The organism is Phaeovulum sp. W22_SRMD_FR3, assembly GCF_052113705.1.
In the GTDB taxonomy this organism is placed as follows: Bacteria; Pseudomonadota; Alphaproteobacteria; order Rhodobacterales; family Rhodobacteraceae; genus JBGQOG01.
Map to the genome: position 1 here is coordinate 101105 of NZ_JBGQOG010000014.1, position 15355 is coordinate 116459.

18 protein-coding genes are annotated in these 15355 nt (G+C 66.4%); 8 read left to right on the plus strand and 10 right to left on the minus strand.

Annotated elements, in window-relative coordinates:
• Positions 1-25: 25 nt before the first annotated feature.
• Positions 26-688, minus strand: coding sequence for a winged helix-turn-helix transcriptional regulator (locus ACEN2S_RS16475; protein ID WP_441867879.1), 663 nt, complete (start codon positions 686-688; stop codon positions 26-28).
• Between the two features lie 98 nt (positions 689-786).
• Between ACEN2S_RS16475 and ACEN2S_RS16480 the strand changes: the two genes are divergently transcribed.
• From ACEN2S_RS16480 to ACEN2S_RS16505, 6 genes are all read left to right on the plus strand, one after another.
• Entirely contained in the window at positions 787-1218 is a 432-nt protein-coding gene (locus tag ACEN2S_RS16480; RefSeq protein ID WP_441867881.1) for a VOC family protein, read from the plus strand.
• A 111-nt stretch (positions 1219-1329) separates the two neighbouring features.
• Positions 1330-2154 (plus strand): alpha/beta fold hydrolase, encoded by an 825-nt coding sequence (locus ACEN2S_RS16485; RefSeq protein ID WP_441867883.1) that lies wholly within the window; start codon positions 1330-1332, stop codon positions 2152-2154.
• Positions 2151-3122 carry a threonine ammonia-lyase gene (locus ACEN2S_RS16490; RefSeq protein WP_441867885.1) on the plus strand — a complete coding sequence of 324 codons (972 nt, stop codon included), beginning with the start codon at positions 2151-2153 and terminating at the stop codon, positions 3120-3122. Before ACEN2S_RS16485 ends, ACEN2S_RS16490 begins: the two co-directional genes overlap by 4 nt.
• 251 nt (positions 3123-3373) lie before the next feature.
• Positions 3374-4345 (plus strand): thymidylate synthase, encoded by a 972-nt coding sequence (locus ACEN2S_RS16495; protein WP_441867887.1) that lies wholly within the window; start codon positions 3374-3376, stop codon positions 4343-4345.
• Between the two features lie 44 nt (positions 4346-4389).
• Positions 4390-5775, plus strand: coding sequence for a tetratricopeptide repeat protein (locus tag ACEN2S_RS16500; RefSeq protein ID WP_441867889.1), 1386 nt, complete (start codon positions 4390-4392; stop codon positions 5773-5775).
• A gap of 120 nt (positions 5776-5895) precedes the next feature.
• A complete protein-coding gene (locus ACEN2S_RS16505) occupies positions 5896-6324 on the plus strand; it encodes a VOC family protein (protein ID WP_441867891.1) in 429 nt (142 codons plus the stop codon).
• A 139-nt stretch (positions 6325-6463) separates the two neighbouring features.
• Here ACEN2S_RS16505 and ACEN2S_RS16510 read toward each other — a convergent pair whose 3' ends face one another.
• The 3 genes from ACEN2S_RS16510 to ACEN2S_RS16520 all read right to left on the minus strand — a co-directional run bounded on the left by ACEN2S_RS16510 (position 6464) and on the right by ACEN2S_RS16520 (position 7882).
• The gene (locus ACEN2S_RS16510) at positions 6464-6961 is read right to left on the minus strand and encodes a MarR family winged helix-turn-helix transcriptional regulator (protein WP_441867893.1); all 498 of its coding nucleotides are present in this window, start codon (positions 6959-6961) and stop codon (positions 6464-6466) included.
• A gap of 142 nt (positions 6962-7103) precedes the next feature.
• The gene (locus ACEN2S_RS16515; RefSeq protein WP_441867895.1) at positions 7104-7346 is read right to left on the minus strand and encodes a succinate dehydrogenase assembly factor 2; all 243 of its coding nucleotides are present in this window, start codon (positions 7344-7346) and stop codon (positions 7104-7106) included.
• 59 nt (positions 7347-7405) lie between these two features.
• Positions 7406-7882: a helix-turn-helix domain-containing protein gene (locus tag ACEN2S_RS16520; RefSeq protein WP_441867897.1), complete on the minus strand. Its 477-nt coding sequence runs from the start codon at positions 7880-7882 to the stop codon at positions 7406-7408.
• A gap of 89 nt (positions 7883-7971) precedes the next feature.
• On the opposite strand from ACEN2S_RS16520, the gene ACEN2S_RS16525 reads away from it, so the two are divergent.
• Both ACEN2S_RS16525 and ACEN2S_RS16530 read left to right on the plus strand, forming a co-directional pair.
• Positions 7972-9174, plus strand: a complete 1203-nt coding sequence (locus tag ACEN2S_RS16525; protein ID WP_441867899.1) for a pyridoxal phosphate-dependent aminotransferase — start codon at positions 7972-7974, stop codon at positions 9172-9174.
• A 36-nt stretch (positions 9175-9210) separates the two neighbouring features.
• A complete protein-coding gene (locus tag ACEN2S_RS16530; protein ID WP_441867901.1) occupies positions 9211-9642 on the plus strand; it encodes a hypothetical protein in 432 nt (143 codons plus the stop codon).
• A gap of 72 nt (positions 9643-9714) precedes the next feature.
• On the opposite strand, the gene ACEN2S_RS16535 is transcribed toward ACEN2S_RS16530, so the two are convergent.
• The 6 genes from ACEN2S_RS16535 to ACEN2S_RS16560 form a co-directional block, all read right to left on the minus strand.
• The gene (locus ACEN2S_RS16535) at positions 9715-10428 is read right to left on the minus strand and encodes a L,D-transpeptidase (RefSeq protein WP_441867903.1); all 714 of its coding nucleotides are present in this window, start codon (positions 10426-10428) and stop codon (positions 9715-9717) included.
• A 58-nt stretch (positions 10429-10486) separates the two neighbouring features.
• The gene (locus ACEN2S_RS16540; RefSeq protein ID WP_441867905.1) at positions 10487-10858 is read right to left on the minus strand and encodes a hypothetical protein; all 372 of its coding nucleotides are present in this window, start codon (positions 10856-10858) and stop codon (positions 10487-10489) included.
• A gap of 152 nt (positions 10859-11010) precedes the next feature.
• Positions 11011-12354, minus strand: a complete 1344-nt coding sequence (glmM, locus tag ACEN2S_RS16545; RefSeq protein ID WP_441867907.1) for a phosphoglucosamine mutase — start codon at positions 12352-12354, stop codon at positions 11011-11013.
• A complete protein-coding gene (folP, locus tag ACEN2S_RS16550) occupies positions 12351-13370 on the minus strand; it encodes a dihydropteroate synthase (RefSeq protein ID WP_441867909.1) in 1020 nt (339 codons plus the stop codon). The genes glmM and folP overlap by 4 nt, the downstream gene beginning before the upstream one ends.
• A gap of 38 nt (positions 13371-13408) precedes the next feature.
• Positions 13409-14323 (minus strand): dihydroneopterin aldolase, encoded by a 915-nt coding sequence (locus ACEN2S_RS16555; RefSeq protein ID WP_441867911.1) that lies wholly within the window; start codon positions 14321-14323, stop codon positions 13409-13411.
• Between the two features lie 223 nt (positions 14324-14546).
• Positions 14547-15266 (minus strand): cell wall hydrolase, encoded by a 720-nt coding sequence (locus ACEN2S_RS16560; RefSeq protein WP_441867913.1) that lies wholly within the window; start codon positions 15264-15266, stop codon positions 14547-14549.
• Between the last annotated feature and the right edge of the window lie 89 nt (positions 15267-15355).

Here is a 15355-nt window from a genome sequence, read left to right on the forward strand (position 1 = left end):
CGCGCAATGCGTTTGCCGCCCGCCCTCACGCCCCCGCCGCCTCCGGCATCGGGAAAAGCCGCGCCAAGGTCTCCAGCGCCGCACTGTCACCCGAGAGGGCAAGCCCCGCCGCTTCCGCCTCGGCCCAGCTCTGGCCCGCATAGAGCACGCCCAGCAGCAGGTTCTGATCGCCCGCCACCCCGGCCATTGGCGCCGTGGCGCGGCCCGGCTCGACCGTCAGCTCCCCCGCCGCGATGCGCAGGCAAAACGGCTCGCCCGACAGCTCCAGCCCGATCTCCAGCGCCACGCCCGCCGCCAGATCGCCGCGAAACATCGCGCGCAGGCTCAGCACCGCCGCCGAGACCGTCAGCGGCAGCCCAAAGCGCAGCCGGGGATTGCGGGCGGCCCAGCGGCCCAGCACGGTGAACACCGGCGCCAGCTCCTGCCCCCAGTCGGTCAACGCATAGGCCTGCCCCCGCGCCGGACGCGGCAGTTCGGTCCGGCAGATCACCCCGCCCGCCTCCAGATCCGACAGCCGTGCCGAGAGCATGGTCGGCGCGATTCCCACCAGTGCCGTTTTCAGATCGGTGAACCGGCGCGGGCCAAACACCAGCTCGCGCACCACCAGCAAGGCCCAGCGCTCGCCCAGCATGTCCAGCGCCTGCGCAAAGGCGCAGCCATCCTGATACTCGCGCTTTTTTTCTGACATTTCAATGGCCCGCCATTTTTAGTACTATTTTGATACTTTTCAATTGCAATATAGTACCAATATGGCCATCCTGCAAGCAGTCCACGGAGGAGACCGTCATGACCCCACAACTTATCTTCCTCAACCTGCCGATCACCAGCATCGCCCGCAGCCGCGATTTTTACGCCGCGCTCGGCTTTACCTTTGACGAGCGGTTTTGCGACGCCACATCGGCCTGCGTGAAAATCTCGGACACCATCTATCTGATGATCCTTGAGCATGCGAAATTTCAAAGCTTTGCGCCGCTGCCGGTGGGCGATGCGGCGAAAAGCTGCCAGCATCTGATCTGCCTCTCGCGCAACAGCCGCGCCGAGGTGGATGCGATCACCGAGGCCGCGATTGCGGCGGGCGGCACCGACACGGGCAAGGTGACCGAGATGGGCGATTTCATGTATGGCCGCAGCTTTTCCGACCCCGACGGCCATGTGTTCGAGCCGATGTGGATGGATGTCGAGGCGGCGATGAAGGCCTGGGCGCCGCCTGCAGGCTGATCCCGGCAACCGCGCAAAGACCCCACCGATCCCGGGGCCCCCTTGCACAAGGGCGCGCCCCGGGCCACTCTTCGCCCCGCGCGTGCGCCGCGCGCCCAGCCGGAGAGACCGATGACCGAATTTTTCACCGCCCGTGATGGCGCCCGTCTGGCCTACCGCGTGCACGGGACCGGGCTGCCGGTGCTGGCCCTCTCGGGCCTGACCCGCACGCACCGCGATTTTGACTATGTCGCGCCGCATCTCTCTGGCGTGCAGCTGATCTGCCCCGATTACCGGGGCCGTGGCGACTCGGATTTCACCGGCGAGGCGAGCTATACCGTGCCGCAGGAGGCCGAGGATGCGCTGGCGCTGCTCGATCATCTCGGGCTGGCGCAGGCGGCCGTCCTCGGCACCTCGCGCGGGGGGCTGATCGGCATGTTCCTGGCCGCCACCGCCAAGCCGCGCCTTCTGGGGCTTGCGCTGAACGATGTCGGGCCGGTGATCGAGCGGGCGGGGCTGGAGAAGATCTTTGGCTATGTCGGCCGCAACCCGCGCGCCCAGAGCTATGATGAGCTGGCGGCCAAACTGCCCAGCCTGATGCCCGGCTTTGACCATGTGCCCGAGGGGCGTTGGGGCGAGGATGTGCGCCGCCATTACCGCGAGACGCCGGAGGGGCTCAAGATCAACTATGATCCGGCGCTGCGCGCGTCGTTTCTCAAGGCATTCGAGGGGCCGGAGGTGGATCTCTGGCCGCTGTTTGGCACCTGCGCAGGCCTGCCTCTGGCGCTGCTGCGGGGCGCCAATTCCGACCTGCTCAGCCCGGCCACGGTGGCGGGCATGCAGGCGCGCCGCCCGGATATGATCTTTGCCGAAGTGCCGGACCGCGCGCATATCCCCTGGCTGGATGAGCCCGCCTCTCTCGACGTCCTCCACCGCTGGATCGGAGCCCTTGCATGAGCCTGCCCCTGCCCACCCGCGCCGATGTTCTGGCTGCCGCCACCCGCATCAAGGGCCATGTGCTGCGCACGCCCTTGCTGAATTCCGCCGCCCTTGATGCGCTGGCCGGACGGCGGATCCATCTCAAGGCGGAATGCCTGCAGCCCACCGGCTCGTTCAAGGCGCGCGGCGCCTGGGCCGCCCTCTCGGCACTGCCCGAGGCGGTGCGGGCGCGCGGCATCCTCGCCTTTTCCTCAGGCAACCACGCGCAGGGTGTGGCGCGGGCGGCGGCGGCCTACGGCGTGCCTGCGGTGATCGTCATGCCCGCCGATGCGCCGCAGGTGAAGATCGCCAACACCCGCGCGCTGGGGGCCGAAGTGGTGCTCTATAACCGGCTGACCGAACAGCGCGAGGTGATCGGCGCCGCCCTGTCGGAAAGCCGGGGGCTGACGCTGGTGAAACCCTATGACGAGCCGGAGGTGATTGCCGGACAGGGCACCATCGGTCTGGAAATACTGGAAGACATGCCTGCGGGCTGGGCCGGTGAGGTGATCACCTGCTGTGGCGGTGGCGGCATGACGGCGGGCATTGCGCTGGCGCTGGAGGGCAGCGCGATGCGGGTGCGGCCCGCAGAACCGGCGGGGTTTGACGACACCGCCCGCAGCCTCGCCAGCGGCAGCGTTCAGCGCAACGCGACCCTTGGCGGCTCGGTCTGCGATGCCATCGTGACGCCGGAGCCGGGGCAGATCACCTTTCCCATCCTGCAACGGCTCTGCGGCCCCGGTCTGGTGGTCAGCGATGACGAGGCGCTGCAGGCGATGGTGCTTGCCTTCCGCCATCTGCGGGTGGTTCTGGAACCCGGCGGCGCCGTGGCGCTGGCCGCCGCCCTTTTCCGCCCCGATCTGGGCGAGGAGGTGGTGGTGATCGGCTCGGGCGGCAATGTGGATGAGGCGATCTTTGCCGAAGCCCTCGCGCGGTTTCCCGGCTGAGGCCAATTGTCCGCGCCCCGGAGACAGCCGATAACCAGCGCAATGGCAAAGCGCGGCGCGCCCGCCGGTCCGGACGCGGCCGCCCCGGCCGACACCGGCATCGGCCCGGAAGCGGGGCCGACGGACGAAGAAGATGGGCGGGGCAGAAGTGCAACGCTCGGCGCCGGCGCTGCAGGGCGCCCCGTGCGGCTGATTGACTTTGGCAGCCCCTTTCGTCACGTTTCCGCGAGAATTTTAGTGAAAGAGATCGAATGACCAGGTTTATGGGCGCGTTGCTCTCGGCGGGGATGCTCTGCGGTTGTGGCGGAGCGGCGGTGGTCGGAAACAATTCCGGCGGCAATGGCGGCGGTGGCGGTACGGCGGCCATCGTGGTGCCCAGCATATTGGCCCATAATGTCGACAGCATTCTGTACAGCGCCCGCAATCAGACGATCAATGTGACGATGACGGGCCTCGACTCCACCCCGGCCGCCGCCAGCTTTGTGCGCAATGCCGCGCTGGATGTACCCGGCTATGAGGCCTTCACCGTGCAGGAAGACGCGCTGGATCGCTTCTTCATCGCCCTTGCCGCCGAAAGCGCGGATGGCAGCGTGCAGGCAGGTGTTGCAGGCGATGGCGGGCAGTTCACCCGTTTTTATGCCGGGACAAATTACAGCCGCACCGGGGGCTTTGATGCCCCGCCATTGACCGATCCCGCGCCCGGGACCGGGCAGGTCAGCTATGCGGGCAGCTATGCGGGCCTGACCAATCTGGGTCTGGCGCGCGACCCCGTGACCGGCGCCCACACCATCAGCTCGGATCAGACGCTGGACATTCCTGCGGGCACGGATGAATCGCTAGTTCCGCATCAGGCAGCCCGCGTCTCGGGTGACGTCTTCCTGAACGCCAATTTTGCCGACAACCTCGTCAACGGCGCGGTCTACAACCGCGAGATCGTTGACACGAATATGGCCCTCGCCACGATCTTTCTGGTCGATGGGACGATCGACGCGAACGGTGCCTTCAGCGGCGAGATCAATCTGGCAGATCGCACGGTCGTCGGTGATTTCGGAGGCGTTTTCGGCGGCACGAACGCCGCTTCGGTTGCCGGTGCCACGCATCTCTCCGGATTTGAGGATGCCTTTGACAACGAAGAGGAATACGGCATCTTCGTGCTCGGCCAATGCGGCAATTCCGGTGCGTCCAGCATCTGCGACGACGTCGCGCCCACCGTCACACCATGAGCCTGCGCCGGGCGCGGCGCGTCCGGCCGCAGATCATTCGGCACATGGCGTTGGGGATGGCGCTGGCGCTGGCGCTTCCGGTCATCGCGCTGCGGGCCGAGACACTGACCCCGGACCAGCTGCGGCAGGCCGGGGTGACGGCTTTGGCGGCCGGAGATCTGCCGCTCACCGACGAGATCGCCCGCACGCTGATCGAAGCTGACCCCCGGGACGCGCTGGCGCATTATCTGCGCGGCATGGTTTATTTCCGCCTGGGCGATGCCCCGGCGGCATCGCGCGAAGGACGGCTGGCCTTTCGCAGCAGCGGATCGGACCTGCAACGCCATCAGGCGGCGCGGCTGACCGCAGGCGCGGCGCTGCGCAACGATCAACCGGCATGGGCGCGGTTCTGGCTGCGCCGCGCGGTTGAGGCGGCCCCCACCCGGGCGGCGCGGCAGGAGAGCCTGGCCGCCCTGCGCGCCCTACAGGAGGCGGCGGACTGGCGCGCCTCGGCCCGGTTCAGCCTCTCGCCCTCGTCCAATGTCAATGCGGGCGCAGACAGCCGCTACAACACGGTCGATGGCATGCCGGCCGTCGGCCTTCTCAGCGGCTCTGCGCAGGCGCTCTCGGGCACGGTGGCCACGTTGAACGCCGAGGTGAACCGCCGGCTGCTGACGCGGCCGGGCGGTCAACTGTGGCTGGATGCGCGCCTCTATCTCAAAGGTGTCGCGCTGAGTGCCTCGGCGCGGCAGCAGGCGACGCAAGCCCCGGGCGGCAGTGGCGTTTTGCCGCCGCCCCCCAGCGATGCCTTTGACAGCGCCAATGCCGAACTGGCACTGCGCTGGCAACAGCCCCGCCCCCGGGGCAGCCGTGTCGTGCAACTGACCGGCGGCCAGAGCTGGGAAGCGGGCAACCGCTCCTTTCACTATGGTGAAGTGGCGCTGAGCCAGAGCCATACGCTCGGCGCGCGTGATCTGCTGTCCTTTGGCGCCAGCGGCGAATACCGCTGGTCTGAACGGCGGGCAGATCAGGATCAGAGGCTGTTCGGGCTGCAGGCGCAATGGCGCCACGCCCTGCCCAAGGGGGATATCCTCGCCGCGGGCGTGGCCCTGCGTCAGGCGGACGCCGGGGCCAGCAACCTGCGCTCGCTCAGCTCGACGGTGCAGCTGACCTGGCAACCTGCACGCCCCGTGGGTCCCTTCTCCGGGGCGCTGTCGCTGGGCGGCAGCCTGACGGATTACCCCGATTACATCGAACTGGCACTGGGGGCGGTGCCGGGCGGTCGGCAGGACCGCACCCTCTGGGCCGACCTCGACCTGTGGAACCCCGCGCTGGCCTTTGCCGGGTTCCAGCCCCGCGTCAAACTGCGTGCCCTGAACGTCGAGAGCAATGTCAGCCGGTTTTCCCATTCGGAATTCTCGGTGAATTTCGGGCTGCGCTCGGCCTTTTAGCGTCCCCCCATCCGACCTCTGCGCCCGCTTCGGGCTGGCCTTCCCTGCGCGGCGCGCTATGGTCTGGACCAGAGCAAACCGCAGGCGCCGCCCAATCCCTTCTGGCGCAAGAGAGGCAAAATGACATTGAAATATCTGCACACGATGGTCCGGGTTCTCGACCTGGAGAAATCCATGGCGTTTTACAAATTGCTCGGGTTGGAAGAAACCCGCCGCATCGACAATGAAAAAGGGCGTTTTTCGCTGATTTTCATGGCCCCTCCCGGACAGCCGGAATGCCCGGTCGAGCTGACCTATAACTGGGATGGCGACACCGGCCTGCCCGCGGACAGCCGCCATTTCGGCCATCTGGCCTATGGCACCGACGACATTTACGCGCTCTGCCAGCATCTGATGGACAATGGCGTCACCATCAACCGCCCGCCGCGGGACGGCCATATGGCCTTTGTCCGCAGCCCGGACAATGTCTCGGTGGAACTGCTGCAAATCGGCGAAGCGAAAGCCCCGGCCGAACCCTGGGCCAGCATGGAAAACACCGGGATCTGGTGAAGCGACGGCCGGGCGGCAGGGGCGGTAGCCCGCTTTCGGCCGCCCCTGCCCCGTTGAAAAGACGTTGAAAAAGACCCCGCGCCATTGAAAAGGGCCCCGCATCGCTGCCGGGGCCCTGTTTGCTGATCCCGGTCGCGGGTCAATAGATGTAACGGATCTGATCGGTCCAGTAGCGCTCCAGCCGGCGCAGCGTCTGGTTCACATCCTCAATGCCATCGGCGCCGATCACGCCCCGCGCTTCCATACCCTCGGCATGCCGCTGGAACAAAGCCCCCACCGCATCACGCAGCGCCCGGCCCTTCGGCGTCAGCTTGACCCGCACCGAACGGCGGTCAATCTCGCAGCGCTGATGGTGCATATGTCCGGTTTCAACCAGCTTTTTCAGGTTATACGAGACGTTCGAGCCCTGATAATAGCCGCGGGTCTTCAGCTCGCCCGCCGTCACCTCATTCTCGCCGACGTTGAACAGCAAGAGCGCCTGCACCGGGTTGATCTCCAGCACGCCCAGACGCTCAAACTCATCCTTGACCACATCGAGAAGCAGCCGGTGCAGCCGCTCGACCAAAGCCAGGCTCTCCAGATAGGAGGTCATGAACCCGGCGCGTGGCGCATCGGTAATCGCGTTTTGTATCGTCATTCCAATCTCCGCAATCGCTTCCCGAGGCTGAATGTGACGTCAAAAGCCAAAGTTTCGGTTAAGCGCCGAAAATGCGGATCAAATTTACAAAAATGACTTCGCGTAATGGGCCGCTCCCCGCGCGAGAACGGCCCCTGGCGGATCAACGCACGGGCGTGTGCCGGTTGCGTGCGAATTGACCAATTCGGCCAAGAAGCTCTTGATATTTAACGGGAGTTTCCGCAGAACCGGTGATCCACGGGTAGATTTCCTGATCATTTTCGGTCAAAAGCTGATCATAAAGGGTCAGATCCTCTTCTGTCAGATTGACGAGATGTTCATCCGAAAACGGCCCGAGAATCAGATCCATTTCCTTGATGCCCCGCCGCCAGCTGCGCATCCGCATGCGTTTCAGCCGGGCATCCTGGCTTTCAGAGGGGTCTCGGGGGGCCTCGATCGGGGGATTCATACCGGTTCCTTCATCAACTGGCGCAGCTGCTTCTCCAACTGCCCCAAGCGCGCGTCCAGATCAACGACCTGCGCGCGAATGCTGCGAATTTCTGACAGCACCGCCGCTTGCGCCGGGCTGATCCCCGTCTGGCCCTGCGGAGCCGCCCCCCGGCCCGGTTCTGCGCCCGCCATCACACCCTGCTGCGATGCCCGCGGGGCGGCCTCGGCGGTTTCGGGCGCCTCCACGCCATCCCCGCGGCCGGTCAACAGCCACATGATCGAGACGCCCAGCATCCCTGCCAGCATCTGCAAACGGTTGGCGCGGGGTTCTGCGCTGTCATTCTCCCAGCCGCTCAGGGTTTTCAGACGAACCCCCAGCCGCGTGGCCAATTGGTTCTGGCTCAGCCCCGCCGCCTCGCGCGCGGCGGCCAGCCGGTCGCCCAGGGTTGCGGCTTCTTCGCTGTACCAGCTTTCGGGTTTTTCGGCGTCCATCGTGCCTCCTGCTCTGCTTCTCGCTTGATCGGGTGCAAGGTGCAGCCTAAGACATGGGTCCGGCAGATACAAACCGGAGTTCCCCCACCATGGCTTTCCTCTCGGATACGCTCGCGCGCGTCAAACCTTCGCCCACGATTGCGGTGACGCAAAAAGCCGCCGAACTGAAGGCCGCGGGCCGTGACATCATCGGCCTTGGCGCCGGCGAGCCGGATTTCGACACGCCCGAGCATATCAAGCTGGCGGCAAAAGAGGCCATTGATACCGGCAAGACGAAATACACCGCCGTCGACGGCATCCCCGAGCTGAAGAAAGCCATCTGCGAGAAATTCGCCCGTGAGAACGGCCTGACCTACAAACCGAGCCAGGTTTCGGTGGGCACCGGCGGCAAGCAAATCCTCTACAACGCGCTGGTCGCCACGCTGAACCCCGGCGATGAGGTGATCATTCCGGCGCCCTACTGGGTCTCTTACCCCGATATGGTGCTGCTGGCGGGCGGCGAGCCGGTGTTTGTCGAAGGCCCGATGCAGACCGGCTACAAGATCACCGGCGAACAGCTGGAAGCCGCGATCACCCCGAAAACCAAATGGTTCATGTTCAACTCGCCCTCGAACCCTTCGGGCGCGGGCTACAGCTGGGATGAGCTGAAAGAGCTGACCGATGTGCTGATGCGGCATCCGCATGTCTGGGTGATGACCGATGACATGTATGAGCATCTGGTGTTCGGCGATTTCAAATTCTGCACCCCGGCCGAGGTGGAACCCGCGCTCTATGACCGCACGCTGACCTGCAATGGCGTCTCCAAAGCCTATGCGATGACCGGCTGGCGCATCGGCTATGCGGCGGGCCCCGAGACGCTGATCCGCGCCATGGGCAAGGTGCAGTCGCAATCCACCTCGAACCCCTGTTCGGTCAGCCAGTGGGCCGCGGTCGCCGCGCTGAACGGTCCGCAGGACTATGTCACGTCCAGCCGTGCGATCTTTGAGCGCCGCCGTGATCTGGTGGTGGCCGGGCTGAACGATTGCGCGGGCATCGTCTGCCCGGTGCCGGAGGGGGCGTTCTACGTCTATCCCTCGATCGCCGATTGCATCGGCAAAACCTCGGAAGGCGGCACGCTGATTGCGAATGACGAAGCCTTTGCCACCGCGCTTTTGGAAGAAACCGGGGTGGCGGTGGTTTTTGGCGCGGCCTTCGGTCTTTCGCCGAATTTCCGCATCAGCTACGCTACCTCGGACGCGGCTTTGACCGAGGCCTGCGCACGGATCAAGTCGTTCTGCAGCAAGCTTAAATAACAACATCGGCCAGAGCGCCGGGAAGACGGGGGCATCATGGCAGGCGATCTGCCCGACTATTACTTCCGCATCCGTGAAAACGGGGCGGCGGTGTTCCGGGTGGACACCGAGAACCGCCAGCGGCGGATCGAGATGGACCAGATCGCCCTCGTCAACGTCAAGAACGGCGAGATCAAAGCCCATGGCGACCGGCAATTGTCAGAGGCGGATCTGCTGGAGATCCGCCGCTGGCTGCGCGACCGGGTGGCGCTGCTGGCGCAGCGCGACATCGACGATATCCACCGTGCGGTGGATTACCTGAACCTGACCACGCAATGGGTGCAGTCGAAGGCCAGCGATGAGCAGCTGGAGAATGTCACCGACGCGCTCCTGCTTGCCATGCATGATCTGCGCTCGGTTCTGGTGCGCAAAAAGGCCGACCGCCTGCTGAAGAACATGCCGCAGGGCGCGGACGACAGCGACGATTAGGGCCGCTCTGCCCGCGCGACCGGGGCCGTCCCTATGCGCGGGGGCGGCCCTTTTCTCATCCGGCAGTCCCGGTCAATAGAGGCTGGCCACCTGCGTGCGCCGCACCGAGGGCAGCACCACCACTTTGGCCGCATGCCGCGTGCGCTTTTCCAGATCGATGATGTCCTGATCCAGCAGGCGGATACAGCCCGAGGAGGCCGCCTGCCCCAGATGTTCGGGCTCACAGGCGCCGTGGATGCGGTAGAGCGTGTCCTTGCCATCCTGAAAGAGGTAAAGCGCCCGCGCGCCCAGAGGATTGCCCGGCCCCGGCGCCATGCCGCCATTCGCCACCGAATAGGGCTCAAACTGCGGCCAGCGCGCCACCATGCTGTCGGGCGCCTTCCAGCGCGGCCAGGCGCGGGTGAACTGCACCACCGCATCGCCGTTCCAGGCAAAGCCATCCGCCCCCACACAGACGCCGTACCGCAGCGCCGTGCCATCCGCCCCCACAAGGTGCAGGTTGGCGGCGTCGGGGTTCACGATGATCGTGCCCTGCGGCTGATCGGGGAACGGGTTGGGCACCTCTTGCCGCCAGAGCCTTTGAGCCACCACCCCTTCCGGGATTGCGGGCACCGGAAAGGGTTCATCCAGCACTGCGCCGTAAAAGGCGGGCAAGGGCGGGATCGGTTCTGGCACCGGCGGGGTTGCGGTGTTGAGGTCGGGGCGCAGATCGGGGGCGAGCGGGCGCGAACAGGCCGAAAGCGAGGCCACCGCAGCGGCCGCGACGAAGGAACGTCGGGAAATCATGTCAGGGATCCTTGGAAAAGCTGAGGGAAAACAGCCGCAAACCCTTGCGGCGGCACCATCAGCTGATCCGGGGTGGTCCCAGATTGGGGCGCAATGCCCGCCCGCTCAGCGCGACCGTGGTGTCGCGCGGCGCAGGCACCGTGGTGTGATGCGCCTGCGGCGTCACCGCCGCCTGCCCCAGCACCGCATCGGGACCGCAGGGCGCCCCCGGCAAGGCCGGACCGTGACAACGGCGCGGCGGCGGCATCACGGTGGCGTCGCGCGCCGCAGACAGGCATTCCGTCGCGGCCACCGCGCCGCAGGCCCCACCAGAAAGCGTGTTTTGCGCCTCAACGGTCGTCGGGTTCACAGGGAAACGCGCGGCATAGGCCCCCCAGGGGAGCACTGCCAGCAGCAAAAATGTGGTGAAGATCAACCGGATGACACGCATGTCCCCGTTAGTGCCAAAGGCGGCAGGCACTGTCGAGGCGCAAGGGCCGCGGCCACGGGCAACTCTTCGTGAGACCGAGGCCCCTTTTTCGTGAGCAGCCCCGGCATCGCAGGGCCGCCGCAGCACCGCCACGACGGCCTGCACCGGCGCGATCAGACCGCCGCTTCCACCGCCGCGACGATCGAGCCGACAGCGGTTTCGAGCACCTGCGCATCCTCGGATTCCGCCATCACCCGGATCAGCGGTTCGGTGCCCGATTTGCGGATGAGGAGCCGGCCGTTGCCACGCAGATCCGCCTCAGCCTGCGCAATCGCCGCCTGCACGGCGGCCACTTTCAGGGGCTCCTGCCCCTCGCCGTAGCGCACATTCTTGAGCATTTGCGGCACGGTCTCAAACTGCTGCACCAGCGCGCTGGCAGGCTCAGCCGATTCCGACATCGCGGCCAGGAACTGCAGGCCCGCGATCAGCCCGTCGCCGGTGGTGGCATAATCGGTCATCACGATATGGCCCGACTGCTCGCCGCCCAGGTTAAAGCCGCCCTCGCGCATCCGCTCGACCACATAGCGGTCACCCACCGCCGTGCGCTCCAGCCGCAGCCCCTTGCCCGTCAGGAACCGCTCCAGCCCGAGGTTCGACATCACCGTGGCCACCAGCGCGCCGCCCTTCAGCCGCCCTTCGGCGGCCCAGCGTGCGGCAAAGAGCGCCATGATCTGATCGCCATCCGCCACCCGGCCGGTTTCATCAAGGATCATCACCCGGTCGGCGTCGCCATCAAGGCTGATCCCCAGATCCGCCCCATGCGCGACCACGGCGGCGGCGGCGGTGTCGGTATGGGTCGAGCCGCAGTTGTCGTTGATGTTAAAGCCGTTGGGCGTGGTGCCCACCGGGATCACCTCACAGCCCAGCTCCCACAGCACCTCGGGCGCGGCCTTGTAGGCGGCGCCATTAGCACAATCGAGCACGACCTTCAGCCCCGAGAGGCGCCCCTTTCCCGGAAAAGTGGTCTTGGCATATTCGACATAGCGCCCGCGCCCGTCATCAATCCGCTTGGCGCGGCCAATATTCTGCGGCTGCGCCAGACGGATCTCGGTGCCGAGGAGCGCCTCGATCTCGGCTTCGGCCTCATCCGAGAGTTTGAACCCGTCGGGGCCAAAGAATTTGATGCCATTGTCATCGGCCGGATTGTGGCTGGCGGAAATCATGATCCCCAGATCGGCGCGCATCGAGCGGGTCAGAAAACCCACCGCTGGTGTCGGCACCGGCCCGAGCAGCAACACGTTCATCCCCGTCGAGGTCAACCCGGCGGTCAGCGCGTTTTCCAGCATATAGCCGGAGAGGCGGGTGTCCTTGCCGATCACCACCCGGTGGCCATTGCGGCCATCACGGCGGAAATAGCGCCCGGCGGCGGCCCCGAGCTTCAGCGCCATCTCGGCGGTCATCGGCCAGGAATTGGCGGTGCCGCGCACCCCATCGGTGCCAAAAAGCCTGCGTGTCATTCGGAATACCCCATCACCATGCCGCGCCAAAGGGCAATGCCCTGCGCGATCTCTTGTACATCATGCACCCGGTGCAGCTGGATGCCCTGCGAAAGCCCCACCAGTGTCACCGCGAGCGTCCCGGGCATCCGCTGGTCGGCCTGCTCAGCCCGCCCGATGGTGCCGATAAACCGCTTTCGCGAGGTGCCCAGAAGCACCGCGCATCCCAGCCCGTGAAACAGCGACAGCCCGTTGATCAGCGCAAGGTTATGCGCCACCGTCTTGCCAAACCCGAGGCCCGGATCGGTCAGGATCTGCGCGCGCGGAATGCCCGCCGCCTCGGCCACCGCGATGCGTTCTTCCAGAAAATCATAGACATCGAGGAGCACATCATCATAGCGCGGTGCCGCCTGCATCGTCTCGGGGCTGCCCTGCGCATGCATCAGGCAGAGCGCCGCCCCGGCCTGTGCCGTCACCCCGGCGAGGGCCGGATCATAGGTCATCGCCGCCACATCATTCACCAGATCGGCGCCGGCGGCCAGAGCTGCCGCCGCCACCGCCGCCTTGCGGGTGTCGATCGAGATCGGCCCCTTGTGCCCTGCCGAGCGGAGGGCGGCGATCAGCGGCGCGGTGCGGGCAACCTCCTCGGCCTCGGGCACGGTCACCGCCCCCGGCCGGGTGGATTCGCCGCCGATGTCGAGAATATCCGCCCCCGCCGCCAGCAGCGCCTCGGCCTGCACCAAGGCCGCATCGGGCCGGTCATAGCGGCCCCCATCCGAGAAACTGTCGGGCGTGGTGTTGACGATGCCCATGATCTGCGGCGCGTCCCAGCGCATCCCCGCCAGCGGCGCGCGCGGCGCGGTCAGCCGATGCACGACCTCGGGCGGCAGGTCACTGGCCGCCATCAGCCCCCGGCTGCCGCCGCGCGAGAGGACCTCGACCCGGTCGAACCAGCACCAGCCCCCCGCAAGGGTCAGCGCGCCCGCCGGGCGGCAGGCATCGGTCTGGGCGAGCGGGCGGTAATACAGTCGTTCCATCCCTGCCTTTCAGCCGATCCGGCCCGGCTTGGCAAGGCTCAGCGCGCCAGAAGCGTGACGGGCACGCGACTTCCTGCCGGAACTGAAACATCGCCGTGAAGTTCCAGCCGCGTCGCCGCCATCGTCTCGGCCAGCCAGAGCGCCAACGCCACGCCATCGCGCGCCTTGGGCCCGTCCACCGCATCGAGCACGATTTTCGACGGCGCCCAGACCACCATCTGCCCGTGTTTCATCGCCCAGTCGATCTCGGTCCGCGTTGCCACCACCACACAGCGCGGGTCGCGCGCGGCCAGCACCCAGGCGTTTTGCTCAATCGCCAACAGGTCAATGCGCCGCTGCGTCGGGCGGTGGCCGGTCTCGGGGCGCGCCCCCTCAGGCAGGCCCACGGCCAGGATCACCGGCAGGCCCTCGGCCTGCAAGGCGTCAAGCTGCGCGCCCAAGGCCGGATCCGCCATAGCCGCATTCGAGAGATAGACCACCACCGGATGCAAAGCGGCGGCGCTTCCATCCTCGGCCACCCGCTGCACCGGCACGGCGGCGCGTGAGCGGACAATCTCCACCCCCAGCGCGCCCGGACCCCGGTCCAGCTTTTCGATCCGCACGAAAACCCGCATCGCCTGCGGTTCGGCCAGAATACGCTCGGCCACCCGTTCAGACAGGGTCTCCAACAGGTTCAGCCGCTCATCCGCCAGCTCGGCGGCAATCGCCTCGGTGATCCGGTCATAGGAGAGGATGCGGTCCACATCATCTTCCAGCGGCGCGGGCGCCGGGCGCACCTCGACCACCACATTGAAGCGCAGGCGCTGCACATGGCCGCGCTCTTGCTGGAACGCCCCGATATCGGCCGAGACCACGTGATCGCGCAGGCTGATCCGGTCGCGCGGATCGGCGCTGGCCGAGGCCTCGGCGCGCTCTTCGGGATGGGCAAAGGCAAGGGTGATGTCGCTGGTCATGGGCTTTCCGGATCTATGCCCGGCGGACTATATCCCCGCCCGCCCCGCACCGCAGCCCCGAAACGACAGCGCGGCACCGCCGTGCGACTTTCAACCCCGCCCGCAGGGAGGCTCGGATGGGCAGAGGAACGGCGGGACGGCACAGGGATGAGGAACGGCGGATCCCGCCCAATGCAAAACGGGCCCCCGACAGGGGCCCGCCAAGAAACCCGCAAGGGGCCGGTCAGTTCGATGCGAGCTGAATTTCCGCCGAGCTGTCGAGCCCGCGGTAAAAGATGTGGTGGCCGATCTGTGCCGTCCGCGTGAAGCGGTGCGACCAGGTGGGACGCACGGCGGGCGTGTGGAAATAGGTCGCCCCTTCGGTCAGCCGGCGCGGCGCACCGTCCAGCATCGCGCGCGCCACCTTGGCAACGCGGTCATAGGTGGCTTTCTCGCTGATGCGATCCGCCCGCCCGTCGCAGACATAGGAGAACTGGCATCCGCGCCCGTTCGACTGCTGCACCACACCGCAGATCGAGCCCGGAAAGGCCGGATCATCGACGCGGTTCAGGATGACTTCCGCCACCGCGGCCTGTCCGGCCACTTCCTCGCCCCGGGCTTCAAAGTACAAAGCCTTGGCGAGACATTGGAATTGCGCATCGCCCGTGGCTACGGGCTGCGTATCGACCCATTCCTCGGAATAGGCGATGGGGGTGACGGCAGCGTCACCCTTGGCTTCTTTGCGCGCCGCAACCGGCGCGGTGGTGATGGCGGTCAGCCTTCCGGCCGGAACCGCACCCAATGCCGAACGTTCTTGCCCCAGGAGCGCCAGAAGCCCCTGATCCACCGGCACAATGGCACTTGTGGGTTCGTTCGACTGGCTTACCGTGACTTCGGCACGCAAGCCTCCGGCGAGGGCCAGGAGCACAATCGCGCCCCCCGTCCAGCTTTTCAGCACTGACATGTAATCTTCCCAGTAAGGACAGTTCATCGCGTTTTTAAAAACGCGATGACGCCGGGTAGCGGAATAATCCGCACCTGTCCACCCTTGTG

Bases quoted from the DNA above. Each gene is read 5' to 3' on its own strand.
- glmM (WP_441867907.1), bottom strand. From the start codon at position 12,354: ATGACACGCAGGCTTTTTGGCACCGATGGGGTGCGCGGCACCGCCAAT.
- ACEN2S_RS16535 (WP_441867903.1), bottom strand. From the start codon at position 10,428: ATGATTTCCCGACGTTCCTTCGTCGCGGCCGCTGCGGTGGCCTCGCTT.
- ACEN2S_RS16530 (WP_441867901.1), top strand. From the start codon at position 9,211: ATGGCAGGCGATCTGCCCGACTATTACTTCCGCATCCGTGAAAACGGG.
- ACEN2S_RS16475 (WP_441867879.1), bottom strand. From the start codon at position 688: ATGTCAGAAAAAAAGCGCGAGTATCAGGATGGCTGCGCCTTTGCGCAG.
- ACEN2S_RS16540 (WP_441867905.1), bottom strand. From the start codon at position 10,858: ATGCGTGTCATCCGGTTGATCTTCACCACATTTTTGCTGCTGGCAGTG.
- ACEN2S_RS16555 (WP_441867911.1), bottom strand. From the start codon at position 14,323: ATGACCAGCGACATCACCCTTGCCTTTGCCCATCCCGAAGAGCGCGCC.
- ACEN2S_RS16505 (WP_441867891.1), top strand. From the start codon at position 5,896: ATGACATTGAAATATCTGCACACGATGGTCCGGGTTCTCGACCTGGAG.
- ACEN2S_RS16490 (WP_441867885.1), top strand. From the start codon at position 2,151: ATGAGCCTGCCCCTGCCCACCCGCGCCGATGTTCTGGCTGCCGCCACC.
- ACEN2S_RS16480 (WP_441867881.1), top strand. From the start codon at position 787: ATGACCCCACAACTTATCTTCCTCAACCTGCCGATCACCAGCATCGCC.
- ACEN2S_RS16520 (WP_441867897.1), bottom strand. From the start codon at position 7,882: ATGGACGCCGAAAAACCCGAAAGCTGGTACAGCGAAGAAGCCGCAACC.
- ACEN2S_RS16495 (WP_441867887.1), top strand. From the start codon at position 3,374: ATGACCAGGTTTATGGGCGCGTTGCTCTCGGCGGGGATGCTCTGCGGT.
- ACEN2S_RS16500 (WP_441867889.1), top strand. From the start codon at position 4,390: ATGGCGTTGGGGATGGCGCTGGCGCTGGCGCTTCCGGTCATCGCGCTG.
- folP (WP_441867909.1), bottom strand. From the start codon at position 13,370: ATGGAACGACTGTATTACCGCCCGCTCGCCCAGACCGATGCCTGCCGC.
- ACEN2S_RS16515 (WP_441867895.1), bottom strand. From the start codon at position 7,346: ATGCGGATGCGCAGCTGGCGGCGGGGCATCAAGGAAATGGATCTGATT.
- ACEN2S_RS16485 (WP_441867883.1), top strand. From the start codon at position 1,330: ATGACCGAATTTTTCACCGCCCGTGATGGCGCCCGTCTGGCCTACCGC.
- ACEN2S_RS16510 (WP_441867893.1), bottom strand. From the start codon at position 6,961: ATGACGATACAAAACGCGATTACCGATGCGCCACGCGCCGGGTTCATG.
- ACEN2S_RS16560 (WP_441867913.1), bottom strand. From the start codon at position 15,266: ATGTCAGTGCTGAAAAGCTGGACGGGGGGCGCGATTGTGCTCCTGGCC.
- ACEN2S_RS16525 (WP_441867899.1), top strand. From the start codon at position 7,972: ATGGCTTTCCTCTCGGATACGCTCGCGCGCGTCAAACCTTCGCCCACG.